Origin of the sequence: uncultured Acetobacteroides sp. (assembly GCF_963667355.2) — a bacterium.
Classification (GTDB): Bacteria; Bacteroidota; Bacteroidia; order Bacteroidales; family ZOR0009; genus Acetobacteroides.
Window position 1 is genome coordinate 2959544 of record NZ_OY763328.2, and the last position, 24906, is coordinate 2984449.

Annotated in this window: 15 protein-coding genes; 8 read left to right on the forward strand and 7 right to left on the reverse strand. The window is 47.5% G+C overall.

Annotated features, from left to right (window positions below; genetic code table 11):
* The first annotated feature begins 41 nt into the window (after window positions 1–41).
* Together ACHZA1_RS12210 and ACHZA1_RS12215 are read left to right on the forward strand one after the other, a co-directional pair.
* Complete coding sequence (locus ACHZA1_RS12210) at window positions 42–3467, forward strand: DUF6443 domain-containing protein (RefSeq protein ID WP_320052159.1); 3426 nt, start codon at window positions 42–44, stop codon at window positions 3465–3467.
* Between the two features lie 13 nt (window positions 3468–3480).
* Window positions 3481–3963: a hypothetical protein gene (locus ACHZA1_RS12215; protein ID WP_320052160.1), complete on the forward strand. Its 483-nt coding sequence runs from the start codon at window positions 3481–3483 to the stop codon at window positions 3961–3963.
* Between the two features lie 1128 nt (window positions 3964–5091).
* On the opposite strand, the gene uvrA is transcribed toward ACHZA1_RS12215, so the two are convergent.
* Window positions 5092–7905: an excinuclease ABC subunit UvrA gene (uvrA, locus tag ACHZA1_RS12220; protein WP_320054917.1), complete on the reverse strand. Its 2814-nt coding sequence runs from the start codon at window positions 7903–7905 to the stop codon at window positions 5092–5094.
* Between the two features lie 25 nt (window positions 7906–7930).
* Complete coding sequence (locus tag ACHZA1_RS12225; protein ID WP_320052161.1) at window positions 7931–8851, reverse strand: lytic transglycosylase domain-containing protein; 921 nt, start codon at window positions 8849–8851, stop codon at window positions 7931–7933.
* 177 nt (window positions 8852–9028) lie between these two features.
* Here ACHZA1_RS12225 and ACHZA1_RS12230 point away from each other — a divergent pair, with 177 nt between their 5' ends.
* Window positions 9029–9601 (forward strand): NAD(P)H-dependent oxidoreductase, encoded by a 573-nt coding sequence (locus ACHZA1_RS12230; protein ID WP_320052162.1) that lies wholly within the window; start codon window positions 9029–9031, stop codon window positions 9599–9601.
* 39 nt (window positions 9602–9640) lie between these two features.
* Here the strand turns inward: ACHZA1_RS12230 and ACHZA1_RS12235 are convergent, their stop codons facing one another.
* Complete coding sequence (locus ACHZA1_RS12235; RefSeq protein WP_320052163.1) at window positions 9641–10351, reverse strand: GH25 family lysozyme; 711 nt, start codon at window positions 10349–10351, stop codon at window positions 9641–9643.
* Window positions 10352–10498: 147 nt separating this feature from the next.
* Between ACHZA1_RS12235 and ACHZA1_RS12240 the strand changes: the two genes are divergently transcribed.
* Window positions 10499–12892 carry a transglycosylase domain-containing protein gene (locus ACHZA1_RS12240; RefSeq protein ID WP_320052164.1) on the forward strand — a complete coding sequence of 798 codons (2394 nt, stop codon included), beginning with the start codon at window positions 10499–10501 and terminating at the stop codon, window positions 12890–12892.
* Between the two features lie 491 nt (window positions 12893–13383).
* Here the strand turns inward: ACHZA1_RS12240 and ACHZA1_RS12245 are convergent, their stop codons facing one another.
* From ACHZA1_RS12245 to ACHZA1_RS12255, 3 genes are all read right to left on the reverse strand, one after another.
* Window positions 13384–14730, reverse strand: a complete 1347-nt coding sequence (locus ACHZA1_RS12245) for a hypothetical protein (RefSeq protein ID WP_320052165.1) — start codon at window positions 14728–14730, stop codon at window positions 13384–13386.
* A gap of 6 nt (window positions 14731–14736) precedes the next feature.
* Window positions 14737–16197, reverse strand: a complete 1461-nt coding sequence (locus tag ACHZA1_RS12250; protein ID WP_320052166.1) for an SPOR domain-containing protein — start codon at window positions 16195–16197, stop codon at window positions 14737–14739.
* Between the two features lie 172 nt (window positions 16198–16369).
* A complete protein-coding gene (locus tag ACHZA1_RS12255; RefSeq protein ID WP_320052167.1) occupies window positions 16370–18031 on the reverse strand; it encodes a nucleoside kinase in 1662 nt (553 codons plus the stop codon).
* A 209-nt stretch (window positions 18032–18240) separates the two neighbouring features.
* Between ACHZA1_RS12255 and ACHZA1_RS12260 the strand changes: the two genes are divergently transcribed.
* The 4 genes from ACHZA1_RS12260 (at window position 18241) to ACHZA1_RS12275 (ending at window position 24218) form a co-directional block, all read left to right on the forward strand.
* On the forward strand, window positions 18241–19530 hold the full coding sequence (locus ACHZA1_RS12260) for a DUF2851 family protein (RefSeq protein ID WP_320052168.1): 1290 nt from the start codon (window positions 18241–18243) through the stop codon (window positions 19528–19530).
* 143 nt (window positions 19531–19673) lie between these two features.
* Window positions 19674–19946 carry a 30S ribosomal protein S15 gene (rpsO, locus tag ACHZA1_RS12265; protein WP_320052169.1) on the forward strand — a complete coding sequence of 91 codons (273 nt, stop codon included), beginning with the start codon at window positions 19674–19676 and terminating at the stop codon, window positions 19944–19946.
* A gap of 105 nt (window positions 19947–20051) precedes the next feature.
* Window positions 20052–22244, forward strand: a complete 2193-nt coding sequence (locus ACHZA1_RS12270) for a polyribonucleotide nucleotidyltransferase (RefSeq protein WP_320052170.1) — start codon at window positions 20052–20054, stop codon at window positions 22242–22244.
* A gap of 264 nt (window positions 22245–22508) precedes the next feature.
* On the forward strand, window positions 22509–24218 hold the full coding sequence (locus ACHZA1_RS12275; RefSeq protein WP_320052171.1) for a TPR end-of-group domain-containing protein: 1710 nt from the start codon (window positions 22509–22511) through the stop codon (window positions 24216–24218).
* Window positions 24219–24308: 90 nt separating this feature from the next.
* Here ACHZA1_RS12275 and ACHZA1_RS12280 read toward each other — a convergent pair whose 3' ends face one another.
* The gene (locus ACHZA1_RS12280; protein ID WP_320052172.1) at window positions 24309–24839 is read right to left on the reverse strand and encodes an RNA methyltransferase; all 531 of its coding nucleotides are present in this window, start codon (window positions 24837–24839) and stop codon (window positions 24309–24311) included.
* Between the last annotated feature and the right edge of the window lie 67 nt (window positions 24840–24906).

Below are 24906 nucleotides of genomic sequence, written 5' to 3' on the forward strand. Positions count from 1 at the left end.
AGGCGCCTGAAGGGCAGCATGTACTAATTTTAGTAACAGATATGGCGAAAAAATATATTTCAGAAAAGAAGCATCTAGTACTGGGCCTTTTACTTTTTGTAGGTTCGGTGCTGCATGCCCAGGTTAGCCCCACTGCGGGTCAGAACTACATCATCAAGCGCACGCCCCGCGAGGCTACCACCACTGTGGTTGACCTGCTAAAGCTCCCTGCCGCAAAACAGAGAGCCACCATCGAGTACTACGACGGGCTAGGCCGACCCCTACAAACCATAGGGGTAGCGGCCACACCCAACGCTGACGGCTCCGCCTTCAACGACCAAATCACCCCGCATGTGTACGACGGCATGGGGCGCGAATACCGCCAGTACCTGCCGCTACCCAAGGCGCAAGGGGCAGGTGCCGGAGCCTACTTGGGTACCGCACTAAACGATCAGACTACCTTTTACAACGTCCAGTTTAACAACCAGCCCGGCTATGGCGAGACCGTTTTCGATGGATCGCCGCTAAACCGCGTGGTGGAGCAGAGCGCGCCCGGTACGTCCTATGCATTAGGTAGCGGTCACACGGTGAGTACGGCATACGGCACCAATAAGGCCGACGAGGTGGTGCTATGGACGGTGGCCGACAACGGTACGCTTACGGGCGGGCAGTGCTACCTACCTGGCACGCTCTACCGCACGGCGGTACAGGACGAGGATAAGACCACCACGGTAGAGTACAAGGATCTTGAGGGGCACGTAGTACGCAAGGTGGCCGATGCTGATGGGCTAAATGCCACCACCGACTACGTGTACGACGACTTTGGCCGCCTACGCTGGGTCCTACCGCCTAAGTACATGGCCTCGCTCGATACCAAGGGGCTTCCTAAGGGGATTCCCGCTGGCACCAGCGTGGTGCAGGGGGCGCAGGAACTGAACAGCCCTAGTAGCACCGCGTACCTGCTAGTCTCAGGAGCCAGTCTAACGCTAAAGCCTGGCTTTGTGGGGCAGGCTGGCTTCTCGGCGGCACCTGGCGTAGCCATGGAGTCGCTCGATGCGCTGGCCTACTACTACGAGTACGACGGGTACGGGCGTATGATTAAAAAGAAACTGCCCGGGGTAGAGGCTGTGTATATGGTGTACGACGGCCGCGATAGGCTGGTGGCGGTACAGGATGGGAATCTTCGAGTTGCAAAGGATGCCAATAGTAGTATAACGCCCAAGTGGCTATACACCCGCTACGATGCGCTAAACCGACCCGTGGAGACGGGCTATCTAACCAACGGGGTAGCTACTCAAGCGGCAATGCAGCAGCTCGTGGATGCCGCCTTTAGCGCTTCGCCCCAGTATGACACCCCCAGCGGTGTTGAATACTCGAAGAGTAGTTTCCCTAGGGTAGACAGTGGAAATAAAGCTTTAGATGGCACGCTCGATGCGCTCACCTACACCTTCTACGATAGCTACGACAACGGTGGGGGCTCCAAACTTGGAGGTAGTATGGTGTACGATCAGGTTGTGGCTACCAACGTTACGGGGCTATCCACGGTGAGCCGCGTAAGGGAGCTCACCACCAGCACCTGGAGCACCACCACCACCTACTACGACGAGAAGGGAAGGGTAATCCAAACCATCAAGAAGGAGCTCTATGGAGGTAAGGCTGGCGATGGCATCACCGTATCCAGCAAGCTCAACTTCGTGGGGCAGCCCGATGAGGTGAAGGAAGAGCAAACGTTTAACGGCAATAACACCACGCTGGTGCGCACCTACAAGTACTACGACAGCGGGCTGCTGAAGGGGCTATACGTGAAGCTGAACAGCGGCACGGAGGAAACCGTGGCCACCTACACCTACGATGCGCTTGGCCACGTGCTGCAAAAGAAGTACGGAGGCACCGATCAGAAGCAGCACTACGAGTACAACATCCGCGGTTGGCTCACCAAGATCAACGAGCCCAACACTGCTGGGGACGACTTCTTCGCCATGAGCCTAGCGTATGAAGCGCCTGAGGTAGCAGGAGCCAATGTAAAACCTCTGTTTGGCGGCAACATCTCCTCTATGGTGTGGCGCACCAAGATGGTTGACGGTTCTCAGAACAAGAAGGGCTACGGCTTTGCCTACGACAGGCTGGATAGGCTTACGGGTAGCAGTTACGCCACCACCGAGGCGCTTACGGCTAGCGATGCCTACGCAGAGAAGAGCCTTGGCTACGATGTCAACGGCAATATCACCAACCTAACCCGTACCAATGGGGCTAGCACCGCCACCATCTACGGCTACGCCTACAGCGGCAACCGGCTGCTCAGCATCAACGGAGGTGCCGCCTACCAGTACGACGCCAACGGCAACGCCACCACCGACGGCCGCAACGGGTTTGCAATACAGTACAACGAGATGAATCTACCTAAGAGCGTGAGCAAGGGCGGCCAAAGCGTAGGCTACACCTACGATGCCACCGGGGTGAAGCTGGCGGTAGCTAACCCCGACGGCTCCGCCCGCTACTACCACGGCAGCATGGTGTACGACCAGCGCAAGACGCTGGCCTATGCCCTACACGAGGAGGGTATGGTGCTGGGCAACGGCACCTATCAGTATAACCTGAAAGACCACCTAGGCAACACCCGCGCCATGTTTAGCAAGGCGGCTGGTGCTGGGCAAACGCTAGCCCTAGCGCAGGCCACCGACTACTACCCCTTCGGCAAGTCGTTTGAGGATATTGTAAACAGCGATAGAAACCGCTACCTTTACAACGGCAAGGAACTACAGGACCAGAGCATTGGCGGCACCACCTTCGGCTGGTACGATTACGGCGCACGGTTCTACGACCCGGAGTTGGGGAGGTGGCACTCTGTGGATCCAAAATCTGAAAAGTTCTTTAGCATTTCAACATATGCATATTGTCATAATGATCCGTTGAGTATGATTGATCCAGATGGGATGGCTGATATTAAATTTCAAAAGAAAAAGGATGAGCAATATGTTTCTCAGCAATCAAAAAATGTAATTAATAAATCAGCTGATAATTTAGGGGTAAAAACAGTTACTGTTTCAAGTACCTACCGCGATCCTAAATCTCAAATAAATGCGATGTATAGTAATTGTGAAAAAACAGGTTCTGAATATCAAATAAAGGAAGTATATGGTAAAAAAGGCGATGCTGTTTGTGCAACTTATCAAAAAGCAAAAGATGGAGGGATGAGCCCAAAGGATATTAAAACTGAAATGTTAAAAACTGCAGAAAAAGTCGGATTTGTTTCAACTCACTCTTCGTCAAATTATTCTAAACTAAATGCGATTGACATGCCAATGACTGGTGTTGCTGCTAAATTATTTAGTAATGAATTGAAAGATAATCAGAGTAGTATTGTTACTCGATTAGAAAATGGTGTGGTACATGCAGAAATTCCAACAAGTCAGAGTAGTCAACAGACACCTGTAATATTACCTGTTACAGGACCTGTTTATAAAATTGAAAACAATTTACCAAAATAAAAACTGATTGGTCATGAAAAATACGTACTTGGTTTTTATACTCCTGATTTTAGGAAGTTGTTCAAATTCTGCAAACAAAGACAAGCAGAATATTGATAAAATTAACCCCAAGGTTGATTCTGTAAAACAAAAAAGCTTACGAAATATTGTTTATTCAGAACCTGTAATCATATGGGTTAGGCCAACTGAAAATGAACTAGATTCCATTCTAAACGAGAAGGAAAAAGAAGGGAACAATACATTTGAAGAAGATGCTGGTTATTATAATACAACAGCACAATCATTTTTGAATCAAAATAAAAGTATTTCAAAATATGTAGTTAATGATTCAACAAACATTTATAGGTTTATATTGAAAGGAGATACTATAGTTGTTGACAAAAACTCATTGAGAGACTGTCCTTGGAAAATAATTCTTTTTAATGGGAAAGAAAAACCAATTATTGTGGCTCCTGTTGATATTGAAGTATCCTATCAAAATTATTTTAAAAAGTAGAACAATGTAAATAAGGAATTAAGACTGGCTTGTATATGTAATACCTTTTGCAAGGCGAAGTGTAGAATAAAAGCACTGGATCGGCGCGATTTAATTAATGCTGAGTTCGCTTCATTTCGGTTGTAATCGCCTCGAACATAAGCAGCAGTCTTATAATACCATAAAACGAAAATAAAAAAGCCCGGAGCAATCCGGGCTTTTTTGCGCTATAGGGGTGGAGATGCTTTTCTGGAATAAGTCCTTAAAGCGCTTTGAGGTTAAGCAAAAAAATGATCCAACAGCTGTTTGTGGCTACATCGCCGAAGTTCGCAACAACCTTATCGAAACTTCAAGCCTCGGCATCGTAGGTAAAAGCATTAAAAGTGCAGGTACAAATAGTAAAACCGCGGGTTATAGCTACAAAACCGCAGGTTGAAACAATAAAAAAGTTGTCCCTACAACAAAGCCGCCACTCTATAGTATAAAAGAGTAGCTTCAAACAACCTTTTTGTTGCTGGTACAATAAAAAGGTTGCTGGTACCCTCGGCGGCATCCTACGAGCTTCGGCGTTGCAGTTTAAAACTACTTTTTAGTAGATTGGAACTACTTTTTTGATGTTTGCAGCTCCTTTTTAAAGGGATGGAGCTACTTTTTTCATGTTCTAGATTCCTTTTTTATCACCCTAAGCTTCGGGAAAGTAACCTAGAGGGAGAAAGAAGGGGCTACATAACGGAGGCACGGTATTAATGCTTTTGCCCTATATGGGGTGGCTATTGTTCTACTAAAAGCATAGAAATTATATCTACGGATATGGGATAGTCGAGTAGCCATAAGGTTGTGCCAAAATGACAGGATTAGAGTAGCAACTACACCGAGCCTTGAGCGAAGAAGACCGAAGGAAGACCGAACCTACACCGCCTGACAAGTTGGCAAGTTGGCAGGCGTGTGGATTGAGTTTTCACATCTGCGAGGAGGTTTCTGACCTCCTCGCAGCCTCCCATGCCAATTACCCCTGACAGGGGTTCAAACCCTGTCAGGGGTATGTACTCTTCAAATATCTAACGTCTAAAATTCTGATGGTAAAACGCAAAAGGCCCGGACCTACGTCCGAGCCTTTTCGTCTAATATCTATCGTCTAAAATCTAGCGTCTATCTAAGGTACTCCTTCAGGAACTGCCCCGTGTAGCTCTTCCTCTTCTTGGCTACCTCTTCGGGCGTTCCGGTGGCCACCACCAGTCCGCCGCCGGCGCCGCCCTCGGGGCCCATATCGATGATGTGGTCGGCCACCTTAATCACGTCGAGGTTGTGCTCGATGACGATCATGGTGTTGCCCCTCTCCACCAGCTTCTGGAGCACCTCCAGCAGCTGGCGCACGTCGTCGAAGTGGAGGCCGGTGGTGGGCTCGTCGAGGATGTATAAGGTATTGCCGGTATCGCGCTTGGCCAGCTCGGTGGCCAGCTTCACGCGCTGGCTCTCGCCGCCCGACAGGGTGGTGGAGGGTTGCCCAAGGGTGATGTAGCCCAGGCCCACATCCTGCAGCGCCTTTACCTTTTGGTAGATGGCGGGGATGTGCTCGAAGAAGACCGATGCCTGGTCGATGGTCATGTTCAGCACGTCGCTGATGGACTTGCCCTTGTAGCGCACCTCCAGCGTCTCGCGGTTGTAGCGCTTGCCGTTGCAGGTTTTGCAGGTGACGTACACGTCGGGCAGGAAGTTCATCTCGATGGTTTGCACCCCGGCGCCCTTGCACTCCTCGCAGCGGCCGCCCTTCACGTTGAACGAGAATCGGCCCGCCTTAAAGCCTCGGATCTTCGACTCGGGGGTCGACTCGAACAGCTTGCGGATGTCGCCAAGCACGTTGGTGTAGGTGGCGGGGTTCGAGCGGGGCGTGCGGCCAATGGGCGATTGGTCTACGTCGATCACCTTGTCGATGTGCTCTATCCCTTCGATGGCCGCGTAGCTCATCGGGTCCTTCAGCGAACGGTAGAAGTGCTTGCTGAGGATGGGGTGCAGCGTGCCGTTGATGAGGGTGGACTTGCCGCTGCCCGATACGCCCGTCACGCAGATGAAGGTGCCCAGCGGCAGCTTCACCGATACGTCCTTGAGGTTGTTCCCCGTTGCCCCCTTTATGGCGATGAACTTTCCGTTGCCCTCGCGGCGCTTCTCGGGTACGGGTATCTTCAGCTCGCCGCGCAGGTACTTCCCGGTTAGCGAGTTTGCATTTTTTATCGTGTCGAAAGGGCCAACGGCCACCACCTCGCCTCCGTGGGCTCCGGCGCGGGGGCCCATGTCTACGATGTAGTCGGCCTCCTTCATCATATCCTCGTCGTGCTCCACCACGATCACCGAGTTGCCGGTGTCGCGCAGCTGCTTGAGCGAGGTGATGAGCTTCATGTTGTCGCGCTGGTGCAGCCCGATGCTGGGCTCATCCAGGATGTAGAGCACGTTCACCAGCTTCGACCCGATTTGCGTAGCCAGGCGGATGCGCTGGCTCTCACCGCCCGAGAGCGTGCCCGAGCTGCGGCTCAGCGACAGGTAGCTCAAGCCCACGTCGAGCAGGAAGTGCAGCCGCTCGCGGATCTCCTTAAGGATGTCGCGGGCAATGGCCTTCTGCTTGCTGTTAAGATTATCGTCCACCTGCAGGAACCAGTGGTAAAGGCTCTCGATGTCCATGTCCGACAGCTCGGAAATATTCTTATCCGCAAACCGGAAGAAGAGCGCCTCTTCTTTTAGGCGAGTGCCCTTGCAGTCGGGACAGGTGATATAGCGGGTAAACTGTTCAATCTTCTTTTTGGCCTTCTCGCTGTCGTCGTCGTCGCGGCTGATGTACGCCACCACGCCGTCGAAGCTCATCACGTAGCCCGTGGTGCCCATGGGCGTTTCGGCTAGGCGGAAGGTTTCGTCGGAGCCGTAGAGGATGATGTTCATGGCATCCTCCGGGATATCCTCGATGGGGTCGTTGAGCGTGAAGCCGTACTTGCGGCCAATGGCCTCGAGCTGCCAAAAGATAAGCGAGTTCTTAAAGGCACCGATTGGTTCGATGCCGCCTTTTCGGATGCTCAGCTTGGGGTTGGGGATAATCTTCTCCACGTCGAGCTCCACCACGTGCCCCAAGCCGTTGCAGTGCGGGCAGGCACCTTGTGGCGAGTTGAACGAGAAGGAGTGGGGGGCAGGCTCGTTGTACGATATGCCCGTGGAGGGGCACATCAGGTGGCGGCTGTAGAAGCGGGCATCTTCGGACTCGTAGTCGAGCACCATGATGGTGCCCTTGCCCTGGCTCATGGCCGTAACCACCGAGTCGCGAAGGCGCTTGCGGTCGTCGGCCTTCACCACCAGCTTGTCGATAACCAGCTCCACGTGGTGCACCTTGTAGCGATCCAGCTTCATGCCGCTCTTTATCTCTAGGATGTTCCCATCGACCCTGGCGTAGAGGAATCCCTTCTTCACCAGCTGCTCGAAAAGCTCCTTGTAGTGCCCCTTGCGTCCCTTTACCAGCGGAGCAAGAACGGCAGCCTTCTTGCCCTCCATTCTTTCGATGATGAGGTCGACAATCTGGTCGTCGGTGTAGCGCACCATCTGCTCGCCCGTATTCTTGGAGTAGGCGATGGAGGCGCGAGCAAAGAGCAGGCGCATGAAGTCGTACACCTCGGTGATGGTGCCCACCGTCGAGCGGGGATTCTTGTTGGTCGTCTTCTGCTCAATGGCGATAACGGGGCTCAACCCGGTGATCTTGTCAACATCGGGGCGCTCCATGTTGCCCATAAACTGGCGGGCGTAGGCCGATAGCGTCTCCAGGTAGCGGCGCTGCCCCTCGGCGTAAATCGTTTCGAACGCCAGCGACGATTTGCCGCTACCGCTCAAGCCCGTAATCACGGTAAGCGCGTTGCGCGGTATGGTAACGTCGATGTCGCGGAGGTTGTGCACCCGCGCACCCAGCACGGTGATGCACTCCTCTTCGCCCATTAGGGCTTCATCCTTTTGGATGGTATTATCGTTGTTTGTAGGCATTCTCTCTGAAACCTTCTTTCGGTAGCTTAATAATGTAGGTCTTTCCCTCGTTCTTGGGGAGGATGTTGCTGCGCAACCAAGGGTTGTACAGCTTCAGCAGCTTGTAGCTGGTTTTGTTGGCAATGGCAAAGCTGGCCAAATCGTCGATGGCGTAGTCTACCTTAACCTCGGTGTACTGTAGCTCGGGGTAGCGGTCGTTCTCGCCAAAGTCGAAGCCGTATGCCTTAGGATCATTTAAGATGATTTTGAAAGCAAGGATGCGGAAGACATAGCGGCCCGTTTCGTCGCCAAGGAGCAGGTCGTAGTACGAGGATTGCTGCTGGCGGGTCATGTGGCGCTTTAGCCCAGTGAGTCCGATGTTGTACGATGCGGCTGCCAGCGTCCAGCTACCCAACGAATCTTTTGCTCGCTTCAGGTAGGTAACAGCCGCTTCAGTTGCCTTTTCGATGTTGTAACGCTCATCAACATTTTCGTTCACCTCTAGCCCGTACTGCTTGGCGGTACCTTCGAGGATCTGCCAGGGACCGGCTGCCTTTGCTGGCGATACCACGTTTTGCAGGCTGCTTTCGGCCACGGCAATGTACTTGATGTCGTCGGGAACGTTGTTCGCCTTTAGTATTGGCTCTATTTGAGCGAAGTATCGCGAAGCCTGCTTAAGGTTGAAAAGCGTTTGCGATTGCCAAAAGGTGTTCACCAGAATTTCGCGCTCGAGGCTTTCGTAGGTGTCGAAGTTCTGTAGGGGCACCGCTTCATCTGCGAAGGTAATGGCTTTGGGGAGGGCGGGGGTTTCTACCGCTGGAATAGTTCTTTCTGATCTTATTCCTTTCTCATCGTCGGCGTTGGCTATTGTGCTGGAAAGTATCAGCGCAAGGGCAATCGCCGTGATATAACGTGTCTTCATCTCTTTGTAATTCTGGGAACCCACAAATTTAGGCTTAAACCAGCAATAACGATGTTTGCCTTGTGGTTAACCTCTTTAATTAACCTAAAAAAGCTGCCGTAAACGGTGTTTTATGGTTGCTTGTACTGCCGTATTTCTGCTCTCGGATGTTATAACAGTATCCTAAAAACAAAACGTATGAGGTGTCTTGTCATTTACGCTCATCTGAATCCTTTCAGCTTCAATCATGCCATAAAAGAAGAGGTTGTGCGCCTGCTCGATGAGATGGGGCACGAGGTAAAGGTCTCCGATCTTTACGAGATGGATTTTAAGGCGGTGCTACAACCCGAAGATCTTAACCTGCAGTATAGCGGGAGTGTGGCTGCTGATGTCAAGGTGGAGCAGGAGAAGATAACATGGGCCGAACGGCTAATTTTGGTTTACCCCATTTGGTGGACAGGCTTTCCTGCCATTTTAAAAGGATATATCGACAGGGTTTTCTCCTACGGTTTTGCCTATGCGATTGATGAAAAGGGTTGGGTGCATCCGCTGAAGGGGAAGCGGGCGCTGCTAATTTCCACCCACGGTCAGCCAGAGGCCATTTATCACGATAGAATGTACATCTCGTTGATGGATACGCAGGATGTGGGGGTGTTTGGCTTCTGCGGAATGGAGGTGGAGCATATCTTCTTCCCTGGTATTATGAACTCTTCCGACGAGCTGCGGCAGGAGTACCTCGATAGCCTAAAGGATGCCATTGCAAAAATGTAGGATACGAGAAGAGCCCCGATATTTGGGGCTCTTTCCTATTTAGTCAATAAGTAATTCTCTTAATTCTCGTTTCGATCCGATAAACACGTTACGGTCAACTCGGGTGTTTACACCGTTGATGCGATACTTGTCGGTTTGCTGCCAGAAGGTCCAGCCATCGGGTTCGCCGTAGTAGTCGGTAATCCAAAGCTCGTAGTCCTTGCTAATGGAGCCCTTGAGGTACTTCTGGTAGAAGTCGTAGTCGAGGTAAATGATGGGTTTTACCTTGTAGTGATGTTCAACATCCTTGAGCCAAGCCTTAACCTCGGTGATGATCTTGGCGCGCGATGGCATTCTTCGTTTGAACTCAACATCGAGTACTGGAGGTAAATCGCCCTTGGAGAGCTTTACCGTGTTGATGAAGTTTTTCGCCTGATTTTTTCCGGTGGACTTGTAACTGAAGAAGTGGTAGGCACCCCTTATTATATTGTGGCGCTTTAGCTCGTCCATGTGGTCCTTGTACATCGGATCTTGAACGGTAACCCCTTCGGTTGCCTTCACAAAAACAAAGTCAATACCGCTTGAGGAAACCGACTCCCAGTTAATGTGGCTTTGATGGCGCGATACATCAATGCCCCAAATGGGATACTTGTTTTTATCAACATCAAAATAGAACTCTGAACCTTTGTCGGTTGACTTGCTGCCGCAGCAGGGCATTACAACTAGTGCAACGAATGCCGGTAGTAGCTTCTTCGAAAACTTGAACCTCATTTTAAATTCCTCAACGTTACAGCTGCAAAAGTAATTATTCTTACGTACGATGCACTCCTCTAAAAACATAGAAAAGCTATTTTACAATGTTAAAAACGATTCTGAATACCTAGAAAAGCTATCTTTGCGCCAAATCAACGACTTAGGATGAATATTCAAAAAGGGCAGCTTATCGCTGCGCTCAACTGGCTTAAGGATATTTCGAAGAGGCTTTTAGCGTGGATTAAAGGTCGATTTGTAACGGCACGATCGTATAAGTGGTACCAGAAAATCGCCTTTTATACGGGGGTAGTCTTTGTCTCGATATTCCTTGCCCTTTTTCTGATTGACATCAACATCTTTTGGCTGTTTGGTCGCTCTCCGAGAATAGCCGATTTGATGGACCCTTCCATGAACGTTGCCTCGGAGCTGTACTCCGACAACGGTAAGCTAATAGGAAAGTACTTTGTTGAGAACCGTACTCCCGTTGATTATAGGGATCTCCCACCTTCGCTGGTAAACGCGCTGGTGGCTACCGAGGATGCCCGCTTCTACGACCACTGGGGTATCGACTTTAAGGGTACGGCTAGCGCGCTCTACTCTACCGCCAAGGGCGATAGGAGAGGTGGTAGCACCATCACCCAGCAGCTGGTGAAGAACCTGTTTAAAACCCGCGACGACTACTCGAAGGGGCTGATAGGGTATATCCCCGGCATCAATGTCGTTATTTATAAGCTAAAGGAGTGGATTACGTCTATTAAGATTGAGATGTTCTACGATAAGAAGGAGATTCTTACCATGTACTTCAACACGGTGAGCTTCGGGAGCAACTCGCACGGCATAAAGACGGCTGCCGCAACCTTCTTCTCCAAGAAGCCGATCAGGCTTCGAACCGAGGAGTCGGCTCTTTTGGTTGGCTTGCTCAAGGCGCCTACCTACTACAGCCCCATCCGAAGGCCAAAGAATGCCTTCGAGCGCCGTAACGTGGTGCTGGAGCAGATGGCCAAGTACGGCTACATCTCGGCTTCGACGAGGGATTCGCTGCAGAGGCTGCCCCTGAAGCTGGCCTACAATCCCGACGAAAATATTGACGGCAACGCCTCGTACATCCGCGATGCGGTGAGCAGCTACCTCAAGCAGTGGCTCAAGGAGAACGATATCGACCTATACGAGGACGGCCTTAAGATATACACCACCATCAACCTCGACCTCCAGGCGTATGCCGAAGAGGCTGTTACCGAGCAGATGGAGCCGCTGCAGCGCCGATTCGAGGGCCACTGGCAGGGGAAGAATCCTTGGGCTGATACCAAAGGGGTCGAAATCCCCGGGTTTATCGAGGATGCCGCGAAGCAAACCAGCCGGTATGCCGCGCTGAAGGATAAGTATAAAGGTAGAGCCGATTCTGTTGACTTCTACATGAATCAGCCTCGCAGGATGAAGGTCTTTACCTGGGGGGGCGTAAAGGATACCACCTTTAGCCCGATGGACTCGCTGCGCTACTACAAGCGCTTCCTGCATGCCGGGTTTGTGTCGATGGATCCGAACTCGGGCTACATAAAAACGTGGGTGGGGGGCATCAACTACCCCTTCTTTAAGTACGACCACGTGAAGCAGTCGAAGCGTCAGCCAGGCTCGCTCTTTAAGGCCTACGTGTACACTGCCGCGATGGATGCCGGATTTGGGCCTTGCGACAAGTTGGTGGATAGCCCTATTACCGTAAACTATGTGGAAAAGGGCGTTCAGAAGTCTTGGACGCCTAAGAATGCCAACGGCAGCTTCTCCGGCTCGCAGGTTACCCTGAAGCATGCCTTCGCCAAGTCGATAAACTCCATTGCCGTGCAGCTCACCCAGCATGTTGGGTGGAATCGGGTGATCGCCTACGCCCACAAGATGGGGGTTACCACCCCGCTGGCAAGCGTGCCCTCCGTGTCGTTGGGCTCCAGCGACGTGTCACTCTACGAGCTGGTGAACTCGTATGCACCAATGGTCAACGGGGGCTACTCCGTGAAGCCAATCCTGGTAACCAAGATTGTGAACAAGAAGGGGAAGGTGATCTACGAGGCCGGCCCCCAAAAGAAGAAGATCCTGAACGACCTCACCGCCTTCTACATGCTCGAGCTGCTGAAGTCGGGGCTTACCGAGCCCGGCGCCACCACGCAGGCGCTGTTCGAGTACGACCTGTTTAAGTGGGGCACCGATTTCGGCGGTAAAACTGGAACATCGTCCAACCAGTCCGACGGATGGTTCATCGGCGTGTCGCCAAACCTGATATCGGGCAGCTGGGTAGGCGCCGAGTCGAGGGCAGTTCACTTCCGCACCACCGAGCTGGGTGAGGGGTGTAAGACCGCGCTCCCCATCTACGGCCGCTTTATGGAAAAGGTGATGAAGGACGATAAGTTCCCTCAGTTCAGGGGGAAATTCCCCAAGCCTCAGGGCAAGATTCCCAAGGAGTACACCTGCCACACGCGCTACGCCCCTAAGGCAAGCTCGCTCGACTCGCTGCTCGACAATAGCGTCGACTTCGGTACCGAGGAGGAGCCACAGGAGCAGCCAGCCGAGTAGGGCATACGATACATATACGGCAAAGGCCGGGCAGCAATGCCCGGCCTTTGCCGTATATGGGGCCCTGGTGCAACAACAATGGTAGATTCTCCTTAGAGGATCTACTACTGAGCGGTAACAATTGTAGATTTCCCTTAGAGGATCTACTATTGAGCGACAACAATGGTAGATTTCCTTTAGAGGATCTGCTACTGAGCAACAACAATGGTAGATTTCCTTTAGAGGATCTGCTACTGAGCAACAACAATAGTCGATTTCCCTTAGAGAATCTTCTATTGAGCAACAACAACGGTAGATTTCCCTTAGAGAATCTACTATTGAGCGACAACAATGGTGGATTTCCTTAAGAGAATCAACCATTGTTGCCACAGCAGCGGAAGCTCGCAAAGGGGAAGGACGGCAGCCGCGCCTCCTTTACTAAGCAGCAGAGGGTGCCTAAAATACATTTAGGCACCCTCTGCTGGTATAAGGTATGTCGGGAGGCGGCTTGCTTACTGCGCGAAGAAGTACTCGTAGATCTCCGATATTTCGGCAGCCGTAAAGTTCGATTTCTTGTCGAGGAAGTCATCCACGGCCCTCTTCAGCTCGTCGTACGAGATGTCGCCATCCTTGTTGGTGTCCACCGAGGCGTACTTGGCCGGCATTTCCCCCTTCGGCTTGTAGGCGTGCTTCCTTCCGTTGTTGGCGAGAAATATCCGGGCATCCTCGCGGCGAACGGCGGCAAACTGGTTGTCCAGTATGCTGAAGTCCTCTTTGGTGATGGCCACCCCCTTGTTGTTCACCGTCGAGCCCACCGGCGTGCGGTTGTCGGCATCTAGGTAGTCGGGCACCCCGTCGGCATCGGTATCCAGCGGGCAGCCGAAGTCGTTCACCTTGACTCCCGATGGCGTGTCGGGGCAATCGTCGCCGGGGTCCAGAATGCCATCCCAATCTTGGTCGGCCTGTAAGGTAGGCTCGTTCTCGATGTCCATGGCCAGCTTGGTGATGATGTACGACTTCCTATCGGAGAACAGGTCGAAGTTGAGCGCTAGGTAGGTAAACAGGTAGGCGTCGTTGCTGCTGTTTACCTTCAGCGAGGTTGGGATTTTGGGCCCCTTCGTGCCGCTATTGATTGCGCTCACCGTTTTGGGCGAGATGTTGTCGAGCTCGTCCGAGAACGTGATGTTGTAGGACGCCCCCAGCCGTATGCCGATACGGTCGTGCAGCGTAAAGTCGAGGCCCGCATCAATCGGGACGGTAAAGGTATTCTCGCTATAGTTTAAATTCTTGTAGTACTTCTTGAGGTTGCTCTCGTAGTTGCCGTCGGGTTTCGTAATCGTTGTGGCGGTGTAGAGGGCCCCCGACTTGTCGAGGAAGTCGCCCATGGGCGAGAAGTTGAGCGGCGCAAAGCCAACCGAAATGTAGGGGTGGAATCGCCCCCTTTTGAAGAGGGAGTTGAAGGTGTACTCCAGGTTCGCCCCAAACTGGTTGACGCTGGTTTTAAAGTTGATGAAGCCGAACGTGCCGTCGTATTGGACGTACTTTCCGGATATCTGCCCGTTAAGCCAGAACACGTTCCACTTAAAGTTTCGCTTCTTATCGATGAACCCCGAAAGGTTTATTTTGAAGGCCGAGTTCCCGAGTAGGGAGGAGTTTCCTTGGTTCTGCAAGTCACCCCAAAAGGTCAGACAGCCGGTGCCGATGCCAATAACCGGACGGTATGTTGGATTTTCTACTTGAACCTCGGTTCTCAAGTTCTTTCGCCAGATCTCCTCCAGCTCATCCTGTTGGGCTATGGCGCTATTTGCTCCAGCAATGAGTATCGATGCGATTACAATTTTTTTGAGAATATGCTTCATCCAACTTTATTTTTTATCCGACGCTAAGGCTTCTTTAATGCTAATACGCGAGCCCTGCTGATTGTAGGCTACAAGGAATGCATCTTTATAGCCGCTCTGTTTTGCCTTATTCTTAGCGGCAAGGGCTTCGTTGTAGGTTGTAAAAGGCCCAACGAGATACCTTACCATCCCATTAATTTCTTCCCTAAGAAGCGGAGAGTCTGTCTTGAACCGGTTTGCTGCGCCTGCCTTATCGGCTTCCTTGGATACGGCCGCAAGCTGCACCTTAAATGCGACTCCTGCTTTTGCTTTGGTTTCTGAAGCTTCTTGCTTAGGCGCTTCCTGCTTAGAAGTTTCCTGTTTTGTTGGGGCCGCTTCAGCAGCCTTCGTATTTGCCTTCAGGGGAGCAGTCGTAGGCGTTTTCGCCTGTTGCTTCTGCGCTTCCTGAACCTTGGCAGTAGTCTCTGCTTTCTTCGCCTGCTGGGGTTGCTTGGCAATTCCTACGTACTTAATTGGAATTTCGCGGGCTCCACCAGCGGTTGTTGCACGACCTTTAGTTCTCACGTCCGAGGTAATTGCAAACTTCTTCAGGTCCACCTGAGCCTGAGCTACCTCGTGAATCTCAGTAGCATCGGCTACCATAAATGCAAAGTAGCCGGTTATGCTAAGCGCCTTTCCATCGGCTTGCTTAGCTTTGGGCTTTAGCCTGTAGCTCACCAAAAAGCGGGGTTGACTAGGAAGATCAAGCCACAGGAATTTCACTTTACCATTGCTGAAGTCGAAAACACCACCTCTCGTTTCAACCGATTCGGCAGTATATCCTTGAGGAATGGTTTCCTCCAGCTTGGCATATTTGTTAGCCTTTCCCTTATCCAACAGGATGCTCACCAAGTAGGTGTCTGTCTTTGCATCGTACGATACCTGCCTTAATGCTTTTGATGGCATCTTGAGCGACTCCATCTGCTGCGTTGCAGGTATGAATGTTAGGTTGCTTTCAGGAGTTGGCTTACTTTTAAAGTTTTTGATGTCCACCACATTTGCAGGGCTAACATTGGGTGCAGGGGTGATCTCTACCACCACATCATTGCCTGTCGCTGTAGTGTGTATGTTGCTAGAGTTGATAAAAACAAACGATCCGCTCAAATTAAGTGAACCTTTTATGTTTGCATGGGTAACAACTTTGTACGAGAATTTCAGGGAGTTGGTTTTTTGAAGGCTGAACCACATTAGTTTTAGCGTTTGATTGGCGAACTCAAAATCAGAGTTTGCGCACTCAGCGGGTTCAATGGTAACTCCATATGGGAGCACTTGCATGAATCGGGCAATCCCTTGCATCTCTGCATTTGATACCTCTACGTTTACAACGAATGTAGAACCTGCAACTGCCTGTTTTGGAGCGTTAACTACCAAAACAGGGTTGTCGCCAGCATGCACTATTGTGGTAGATAGTAAGAAGTATCCCAGTAATAATCCAAAAAATCGCAACATTTCCCTATTAGGTTACTTGTAGTTCGGTAATTAGTCTAGATCATCTCTAAATATAGCTTAAAAATATAAAAGATATTTGGAAATCATAGCCCTAGCATAAACCAACAGAATAAGTTTTTGGTGACTTATTCTGTTGTCTAGTTCTAAGTGCTATAAAAACAGTGCAGTATGATTAAAAACTAAAGCTACTTCCTCCCAAAAATTCTCTTAAAATTGAAGTTGGTGGAATCTCTTCCTCCAGGAGAGGAACAAAGTAGCTGAGGAATTTAAGGAGTCTATGAGCTTCAGCGTATTCAGGGGCAGTAGGAGGTACTTCTCTAAGGAGAGGTTCTGCATATTGTTTTAGGACTGCCAGCTCGTAGAGTAGGGCCGAGTTGAACATCACATCAGCAAACTCTTGGTAGGGGAAAATGTTTTTTTCTTCGCCGTTACGGACGCTGGGCCATCTTTTTACGGTTTCGTAGGCTGAGTAGCTTCTGTATCGAGCATCGCGTACAATTCGGCGGATAAGTCTGTTGTCGGTAGTTGGTACATGGTTGTGCCTATCCATCGAAATAGATGTAAGTGCCGAAAGGTAGATCTTAAATTTTTTCTTATCCTCAATCATCGAGGTAAGCATAGGATTTAGTGCATGGATACCTTCAACGATGATGATGCTGTTTTTGTCAATTTTCAGCCTGTGTCCCTTGTAAATTCGTTGCCCTGTCTCGAAGTTAAATATTGGAATTTCAACAGTCTCTCCGTTCATTAAGGCGGTTAGGTCTGTGTTGAATTGCTTTATGTCAACGGCGTAAATCGATTCGAAATCGTAGTTGCCATTTTCGTCTTTAGGGGTGTGCTCGCGGTCAACAAAGTAGTTGTCCATGGAGATAGTTACTGGCTTTAGCCCAAGAACGCGAAGTTGAACAGCAAGACGCTTCGAAAAGGTTGTTTTTCCGCTTGATGACGGACCTGAAATGAGCGCAAGGTGTACGTCCTTCCTGCTGTAGATTTGATCGGCTATTTGTGCAACCTTTTTTTCATGGAGTGCTTCTGCAACCTTAATTAGTTCCCCGCCGTTTCCTTCCAGTATGGTCTGGTTAAGATCTCCGATTGTTTCTGCATCAATAATCTTAAGCCAATCCTTTTGTTCTTGAAAGATATCGAACATCTTGTTTTGTAGGATGATGTCTTCTAGTTTCTCTGGATTGTCTTTTTTGGGAGTCATTAAAAGCATACCCTCGAAATACTTTACCAAATCGAAGTTAGTAAGGTAACCTGTAGACGGAACTAGCTCTTCGTAGTAGTAGTCTATAGTGCCATCTAGCTTATAGACGGATGTGTATAGTTTAGGCTTAGTCTTTAGCAGCTTTACCTTTTGGCTCAATCCCTCTTTTTCAAAAAGAGGAATAGCCTCTTCTGTAAGCATTTTTATTCGGGTAAAAGGAAGATCTGCATCAATTATTTCCTTCATTCTATCGAGGATTGCCATTACAATTTCGAGGTCAACGCCTTCCATACCCTCTATTTCGCAGTAGTAGCCTTTTGATATGGAGTGCTCTATTCGCAGCTGCTTGGAAGGAAGTACCTCTTTTATGGCCTTGTTAAGGACAAAGAATAGCGAACGCTCGTACATTCTCCGTCCTGCTTGGTGGGTGATATCAATAAAACGAACAGTTTTTGGAGAATAAATCTTGTATGAAAGCTCTTTAATTTTGTTGTTTACAAAAGCACCTAGAATAGGATGCTTTAACATTATATTCTGAGATTTTGCTATGTCGGATAATGACATTCCAGGTTCAACATGTGCTTTATTCCCAATGTTATCAACGACAATTTCAATTCTATTCGACATGTTTGCTCTATTTTGAGCGCTAAAACTAATCTTTTATTGATTGTTTGATGTGGCCATTTAGAATATTTTAATGTGACGAGTTCCTGTTTGCTGTAAATAATATAGAGAGGATCGTGTAATTTTTACCGTACAAATGCAATCATTTTAGTTCTGTGAGATTTATTGTATATTTAATCTCAAATGGTTGGTCTTGTTTTTAAACATTCAAAATGATGAGTGAACATTTCTTGCAATTTATATGGAAGTTTCAGCTTTTTGACACAAGAGAGTTGGTGTGCATCTCGGGCGAAAACGTTAAAGTGCTGCATGCTGGTAGTCAAAATGGTGATTCAGGTCCCGATTTTTTCAATGCTAAGTTGCAAATCGATGGTCAGCTCTGGGCTGGTAATGTAGAAGTTCACCAAAATACCTCAGACTGGCTAAAGCACAACCATCATACCGACAAGGCGTATGACAGTGTAATTATGCACATTGTTGCTAATCATGATGATGTGGAGATAACTCGAACGACTGGAACTTCTGTTAAGTGTGCTGTATTACACTTCGATAAAAGCCTTGAAGTCCGATATCGCGAGATGATTAACTCGTCTGATTGGATTCCTTGCGAAAGGTATATTGCTGAAATTGATTCCTTTTTGATAAAGCAATTTTTAGGAAGATTGCTGGTCGAGAAGTTGGGTAAAAAAGTAGAAGCAATTGAGCATGAACTTAAGAGAACATCAAGTAACTGGGAAGAGGTTGCCTATATCTTTCTTCTGAGAAACTTTGGATTTTCAATAAACTCGCTACCATTCGAGTTGTTGGCAAAAGCTTTGCCACATCAGATGATACTAAAGCATCGTAACAGCAGATTGTCAATAGAAGCGTTGCTGTTTGGACAAGCAGGCTTACTCTGCAATGTTGAAGATGACACATATACGACAACCTTAAAACTCGAGTACCAATTCTTATCAGCAAAATACAAGTTGAAACCATTGGATAAAAGTATGTGGAAATTTCTGAGAACTAGGCCTCAAAATTTTCCAACCATACGTATAGCGCAACTTGCAAGTTTGCTTCATGAACATTCATCAATATTTGGCAGCATAGTAATATGCAGCAGTTTCGAAGAGTTCTGTGCGTTATTTTCGAATATAGAACTTTCACCCTATTGGGAAGATCACTTCGTGTTTGGTAAAACAACTGTTTCGCAGAAGAAGCGTTTGGGGAATGGCGCCTTGAATCTGCTTGGTATAAATCTCCTTGTTCCTTTCGTTTTTGCATATGGACATATGAATGACGCATACCATTTAAAAGAAAAAGCACTTGATCTGCTTGATGCTATCTCCCCTGATAATAATAGTGTAGTTGATAGATGGAGGCGGTTGGGTATGCCAGTAAAGTCTGCATTTTACACACAGGCTTTGCTGCATTTAAAAAAGGTGTACTGCGATGAAAAACGCTGTTTGTGCTGCCCAATAGGGAAAAAAATTGTAGAAGGAGGCGTCTGTATGCGCTAGAATTGCAATATGCTAGTTTTTGCTGATGGTTAAGCTTTTCTGAAGTTAATTGGTAGAAAAAAGTGGGTGGATGATTTGCCGAACCAGAAATATTGCTTAATTTTGCGCGTCTTTATAGGCGAACGTTATAAAAACATTTAGAGATGAGTTATTTAACAGCAGAGAAAAAACAAGAACTTTTTCAACAGTACGGGAAGTCTAATACCGATACTGGCTCAGCAGAGGGTCAGATTGCGCTATTTTCATACCGTATCAACCATTTAACCGAGCATCTCAAAACCCACCGTAAGGATTATGACACCCAACGTTCGCTACTTAAGTTGGTGGGTAAGAGAAGAAGATTGCTCGAGTATTTGAAGGATACGGAAATTGAAAGATATAGAGCAATTATCAAGGCTCTTAACTTGAGAAAATAATTTTAAAAGGCAATTGCAAAATTGCCTTTTTTTATACTCCTTTTTAACAAAAGGAGTATATTTGTTTTTTTATAACGAGATTGGAATTAATAAAGAGGTTTTTATATGTATAATGCGATCAAAAAAACAATTGAACTTGGTGATGGCAGGGTAATTGAGATAGAAACAGGGAAGTTGGCCAAGCAAGCTGACGGTTCTGTTGTGGTTAAGATGGGTAATACGATGCTCCTTGCCACTGTTACTGCTGCAAAGGAGGCCAAGGAGGACGTTGACTTTATGCCACTTTCAGTAGACTACAAGGAAAAGTATGCAGCTGCAGGTCGTTTCCCTGGTGGGTTTATGAAAAGAGAGGCAAAGCCTTCTGACTATGAGGTTCTAGTTTCGCGATTGGTTGATCGCGCTCTACGTCCTCTATTCCCAGATGATTTTCATGCAGAGGTTTTTGTTACTGTAAACCTAATTTCTGCAGATAAAGATACTATGCCAGATGCACTTGCAGGTCTTGCCGCATCTGCAGCGTTGGCTGTCTCCGACATTCCATTTAATGGCCCAATTTCAGAAGTTCGTGTTGCAAGAGTTAATGGCGAACTGATGGTTAACCCAACGTTCTCGCAGCTTAAGGATGCCGATATAGACATTATGGTAGCCGCTACCCTCGATAATATTATGATGGTAGAAGGTGAAATGAATGAAGTTTCGGAAGTGGATATGCTTGATGCGATCAAGTTTGCTCATGAGGTAATTAAGAAGCACTGTATCGCCCAAGTAGAACTTGCTGAAATGGTTGGTAAAACCACTAAGCGAACATACTGCCATGAGCGTAATGACGAAGAACTTCGTGAAAAGATTTGGAAAGAAACCTACGATAAAGTATACGAGATAGCAAAAGGAATGACCTCGAAGCATGAACGTAGCGATAAATTTGCTGCAGTTCTTGAAGAATTCGAGGCATCAGTACCAGAAGAGGTTCTTGCCGGTATGAAACCTGTTGTAGAACGCTACTTCCACGATGTACTTAAAGAGGCCATGCGTCGTATGATCATTGACGAAGGAGTACGTCTTGATGGACGCGACACAAAAACTATTCGTCCAATATGGAGTGAGGTGGACTATCTTCCATCGGCTCACGGTTCAGCTGTCTTTACTCGTGGAGAAACACAGTCGCTTACTACTGTAACGCTTGGAACAAAACTTGACGAGAAACAAATCGACGAGGTTCTTAATCAAGGTACCGAGCAGTTTGTCCTTCACTATAATTTTCCTCCTTTCTCAACTGGTGATGCTCGTGCTTCACGTGGACTAAGCCGTCGAGAAATTGGACATGGAAATCTTGCATTCCGTGCTCTTAAGCCTATGGTTCCAAAGAATCCTGAAAACCCATACGCAGTTCGCGTTGTTTCAGATATTCTTGAGTCTAACGGTTCTTCATCAATGGCTACTGTTTGTGCTGGGACTCTTGCTCTTATGGATGCAGGTGTGAAGATTAAGCGTCCAGTTTCAGGTATAGCAATGGGGCTTATTGCAGATAAGAAGACGGGAAAATTTGCTGTCCTTTCAGACATTCTTGGCGATGAAGATCATCTTGGTGATATGGACTTTAAAGTTACAGGAACTGAGAATGGTATCACTGCTACTCAAATGGATATTAAGGTTGACGGGTTGTCGTATGAGATACTATCTCAAGCGCTAGATCAAGCTCGTGCTGGGCGTATGCATATTTTAGGTAAGATTTTAGAAACGATAAAAGAACCACGAGAGGATTACAAACCACATGTTCCTCGTATTGAGCAAATCATCATACCTAAGGAGTTTATTGGCGCGGTTATTGGACCTGGCGGTAAGATCATCCAGGAAATCCAAAAGGAGACTAATACTACAATTACCATTACTGAGGTTGAAAATAAGGGTATTGTTGATATCTTTAGTGAAGATAGAGACGGACTTCTTGCTGCAGCTCAAAAGATTAAAGCCATAGTAGCAGTTCCTGAAGAGGGTGAGGTTTACCGTGGAAAGGTGAAGTCAATTCTTCAGTTTGGAGCATTTGTTGAGATTCTACCTGGTAAGGATGGTCTTCTCCATATTTCAGAGATTGACCATAACCGTGTCGAAAAGGTGGAAGATGTTCTTAAAGAAGGTGATATTGTTGATGTAAAGCTCATTGAAGTCGACAAGAAGACTGGGAAGTTGAAGTTGAGTCGTAGAGCACTTCTTCCACGACCAGAGCAAGCACCTCGTGAACCACGTCCCGATGGTCCTAAACGTGGGGATCGCCCTTCGAGACCTGAGCGTAAAGAGTAATATGAGGATATAACTATAGGAAAGGGGGGGCATTTGTTCCCCCTTTTTGTTGGTTAAAATAGCCTAAATGTGGTTCATGGGTGTTGACTTTTGGCGTTTGTTGCTGTTAATTCTAAGTGATTTACGCATTATCTATTGAGTAAAAGAGGAAAACCGATTTATTTGATCTATTTATTTCTTTTTTAGCTTAAAGATTTATAAGTTTGCAGGTGAATGGCCTGAGTTTGTAAAAAGAAACTTTAATACAAAAATAGACAAGCGATTATGAGAAACATTCGTATCAGCTATTTAGCATGGATGGTTGCTGTAGTACTTCTTTTGGGAAGTTGTAGCAATCCTGAAAAGATGAAGAAGGCAGTTGACCAAGTAAAGGTATCCTGCGTTCCATCTTCACTTGAAGCAAAAGCTGGAACTGTTAAGGCTAAGATTAGCGTTGCTTTCCCAGTCAAGTTCTTCAACAAGAAGGCTGTACTTGAGTTAACTCCTGTTTTGGTTTATAATGGAGGTGAACTTGCAGCAACAGCAAAACTTCTTCAGGGCGAAGATGTAAAGGATAACAATCAGGTTATTAGCTACGAAAATGGTGGTAGCTATGAGCAAGAGGTTGAATTCCCATACAGCGATCAGCTTAGAATGGCGAAACTTGAGCTTCGTGTAAAGATCCTTTATAAGGGTAAGACTATTCCATTCGATCAACCTTATAAGTTGGCTGATGGCGTTAGTGCTCTATACACTTTAGCAACTCCTGCTGCTGCTCCAATTTTCTATGATCAATCTTACCAAAGAGTTACTCCAGAACAACAATCTGCTGAAATTCTTTTCATGATTAACAAGGCAATAGTAGAAAAGAAGCAGTTGTCTAAGTCTCAAGTTAAAGACTTAGAGCAATACATTGCAAAGGTTAAGGGTGATACTGTAAATAAATCTTTCCAAGGTCTTTCCATAAAGGCTTACGCTTCTCCAGATGGTCCAGTTGAATTAAACGACAAACTTTCTGCCAAGCGTGGTGCTTCTACTAAGGATGCTGTAAAGAAGGATTTCAAGAAGATTAAAGATGTGGTTAGCAAGCCAGAAGTTACCTCTCTTGGTGAAGATTGGGATGGTTTTGTTGCACTAGTTAGCGCTTCAAATATTGCCGATAAGGAACTTATCCTTCGAGTAGTTTCTATGTATAGCGATCCTAACGTTCGCGACCGTGAAATCAAGAATCTATCTGCAGGTTGGCCTGACCTTAAGAAGACAATTCTTCCAGCACTTAGAAAGTCTAACCTTATTGCTAACGTAAATAGCATTGGTCTTTCTGATGATCAAATCAAGGCTAAGATTCAAAACAAGGATTTCAGCAACATTTCTGCAGATCAACTAGTGTATGGTGCTAAACTTTCTTCTGATCCATCTTACAAAATTGCAGCATACGAAGGCGCTATTCAAATTGATAGCAAAAACTACAAGGCAATTAATAACCTTGGTGCTGTTTACCTAATGCAAGGAAAGGTTGCTGAGGCTGCTAAGCAATTCGAAGCTGCTGCTGCTATTAATAGCGATGCAGTTGTTAAGAACAACCAAGGTGCTGTTGCTCTTGCTCAAGGTAAGATTGCTGAAGCTGAAAAGCTGTTTGTTCAAGCTGGTGATGCTGGTGAACAAGTTAAGCACAACCTTGCTTACATTGCAATCACTAAGGGTCAATACACTGCTGCAGTTGATTACCTTGCAGGATCGAACTCGTTCAACCAAGCTCTTGCTCTACTTCTTGTAGGTAAGACTGAAAATGCTTCTAAGGTTCTTGAGCAAGTTAACACTCCAAAGGGTGCTTACCTTAAGGCTGTTATCGCTGCTCGTCAAGGAAACGAATCGGCATTGCTTAGCAACTTGAAGCAAGCTGTATCTGGTGATGCTTCATTGAAGAAACTTGCTGCAACTGAATTCGAATTCCGTGCATATCTTCAGAATGCTGCATTCCAATCTCTTCTATAGTATATAGATGATTCTGATATAAAAAGAGGAGGCCTTGAGCCTCCTTTTTTTGTGCCGTATAATCGGCGATTGCCTACTGAACCTTGGCTGCTAAAACGAAAACTTCCGAAAGAACTCCCACATTACAATCCCTGCTGTAATAGAGACATTGAGCGAATGCTTTGTTCCCTCTTGTGGGATTTCAATAGCACAATCGCTTGCTTGCACAACTTCCTGATCGACGCCCTTAACCTCGTTGCCTAGCACTAATGCATATTTAGCATTTTGATCGATTGTGAACTTTTCGAGAGAAATGCTACCTTCTACTTGCTCAATAGATACAATGGTGTAGCCTGCATTTTTTAGGCTTTCAACAGCGTCGGTACATTTATCGAAGTATTCCCATTCAACACTGTTTTCGGCACCTAAGGCTGTTTTGTGAATTTCCTTGTTAGGTGGTGTTGAGCATATTCCTGTTAGCACCACCTTTTCGATTCTAAAGGCATCGGCTGTGCGAAATACAGATCCAATATTGTTCTGACTCCTAACGTTGTCGAGTACAATTACGACAGGGTGTTTTTCTATCCTCTTGAACTCTTCGACATCTAATCTGTTTAACTCGTGTACTTCTAACTTTCTCATGTTTACCATAAAAGAGGGGTAAAGATATAACAACTTAGCGTTAAACCGTATCTATCATTTCATCTTT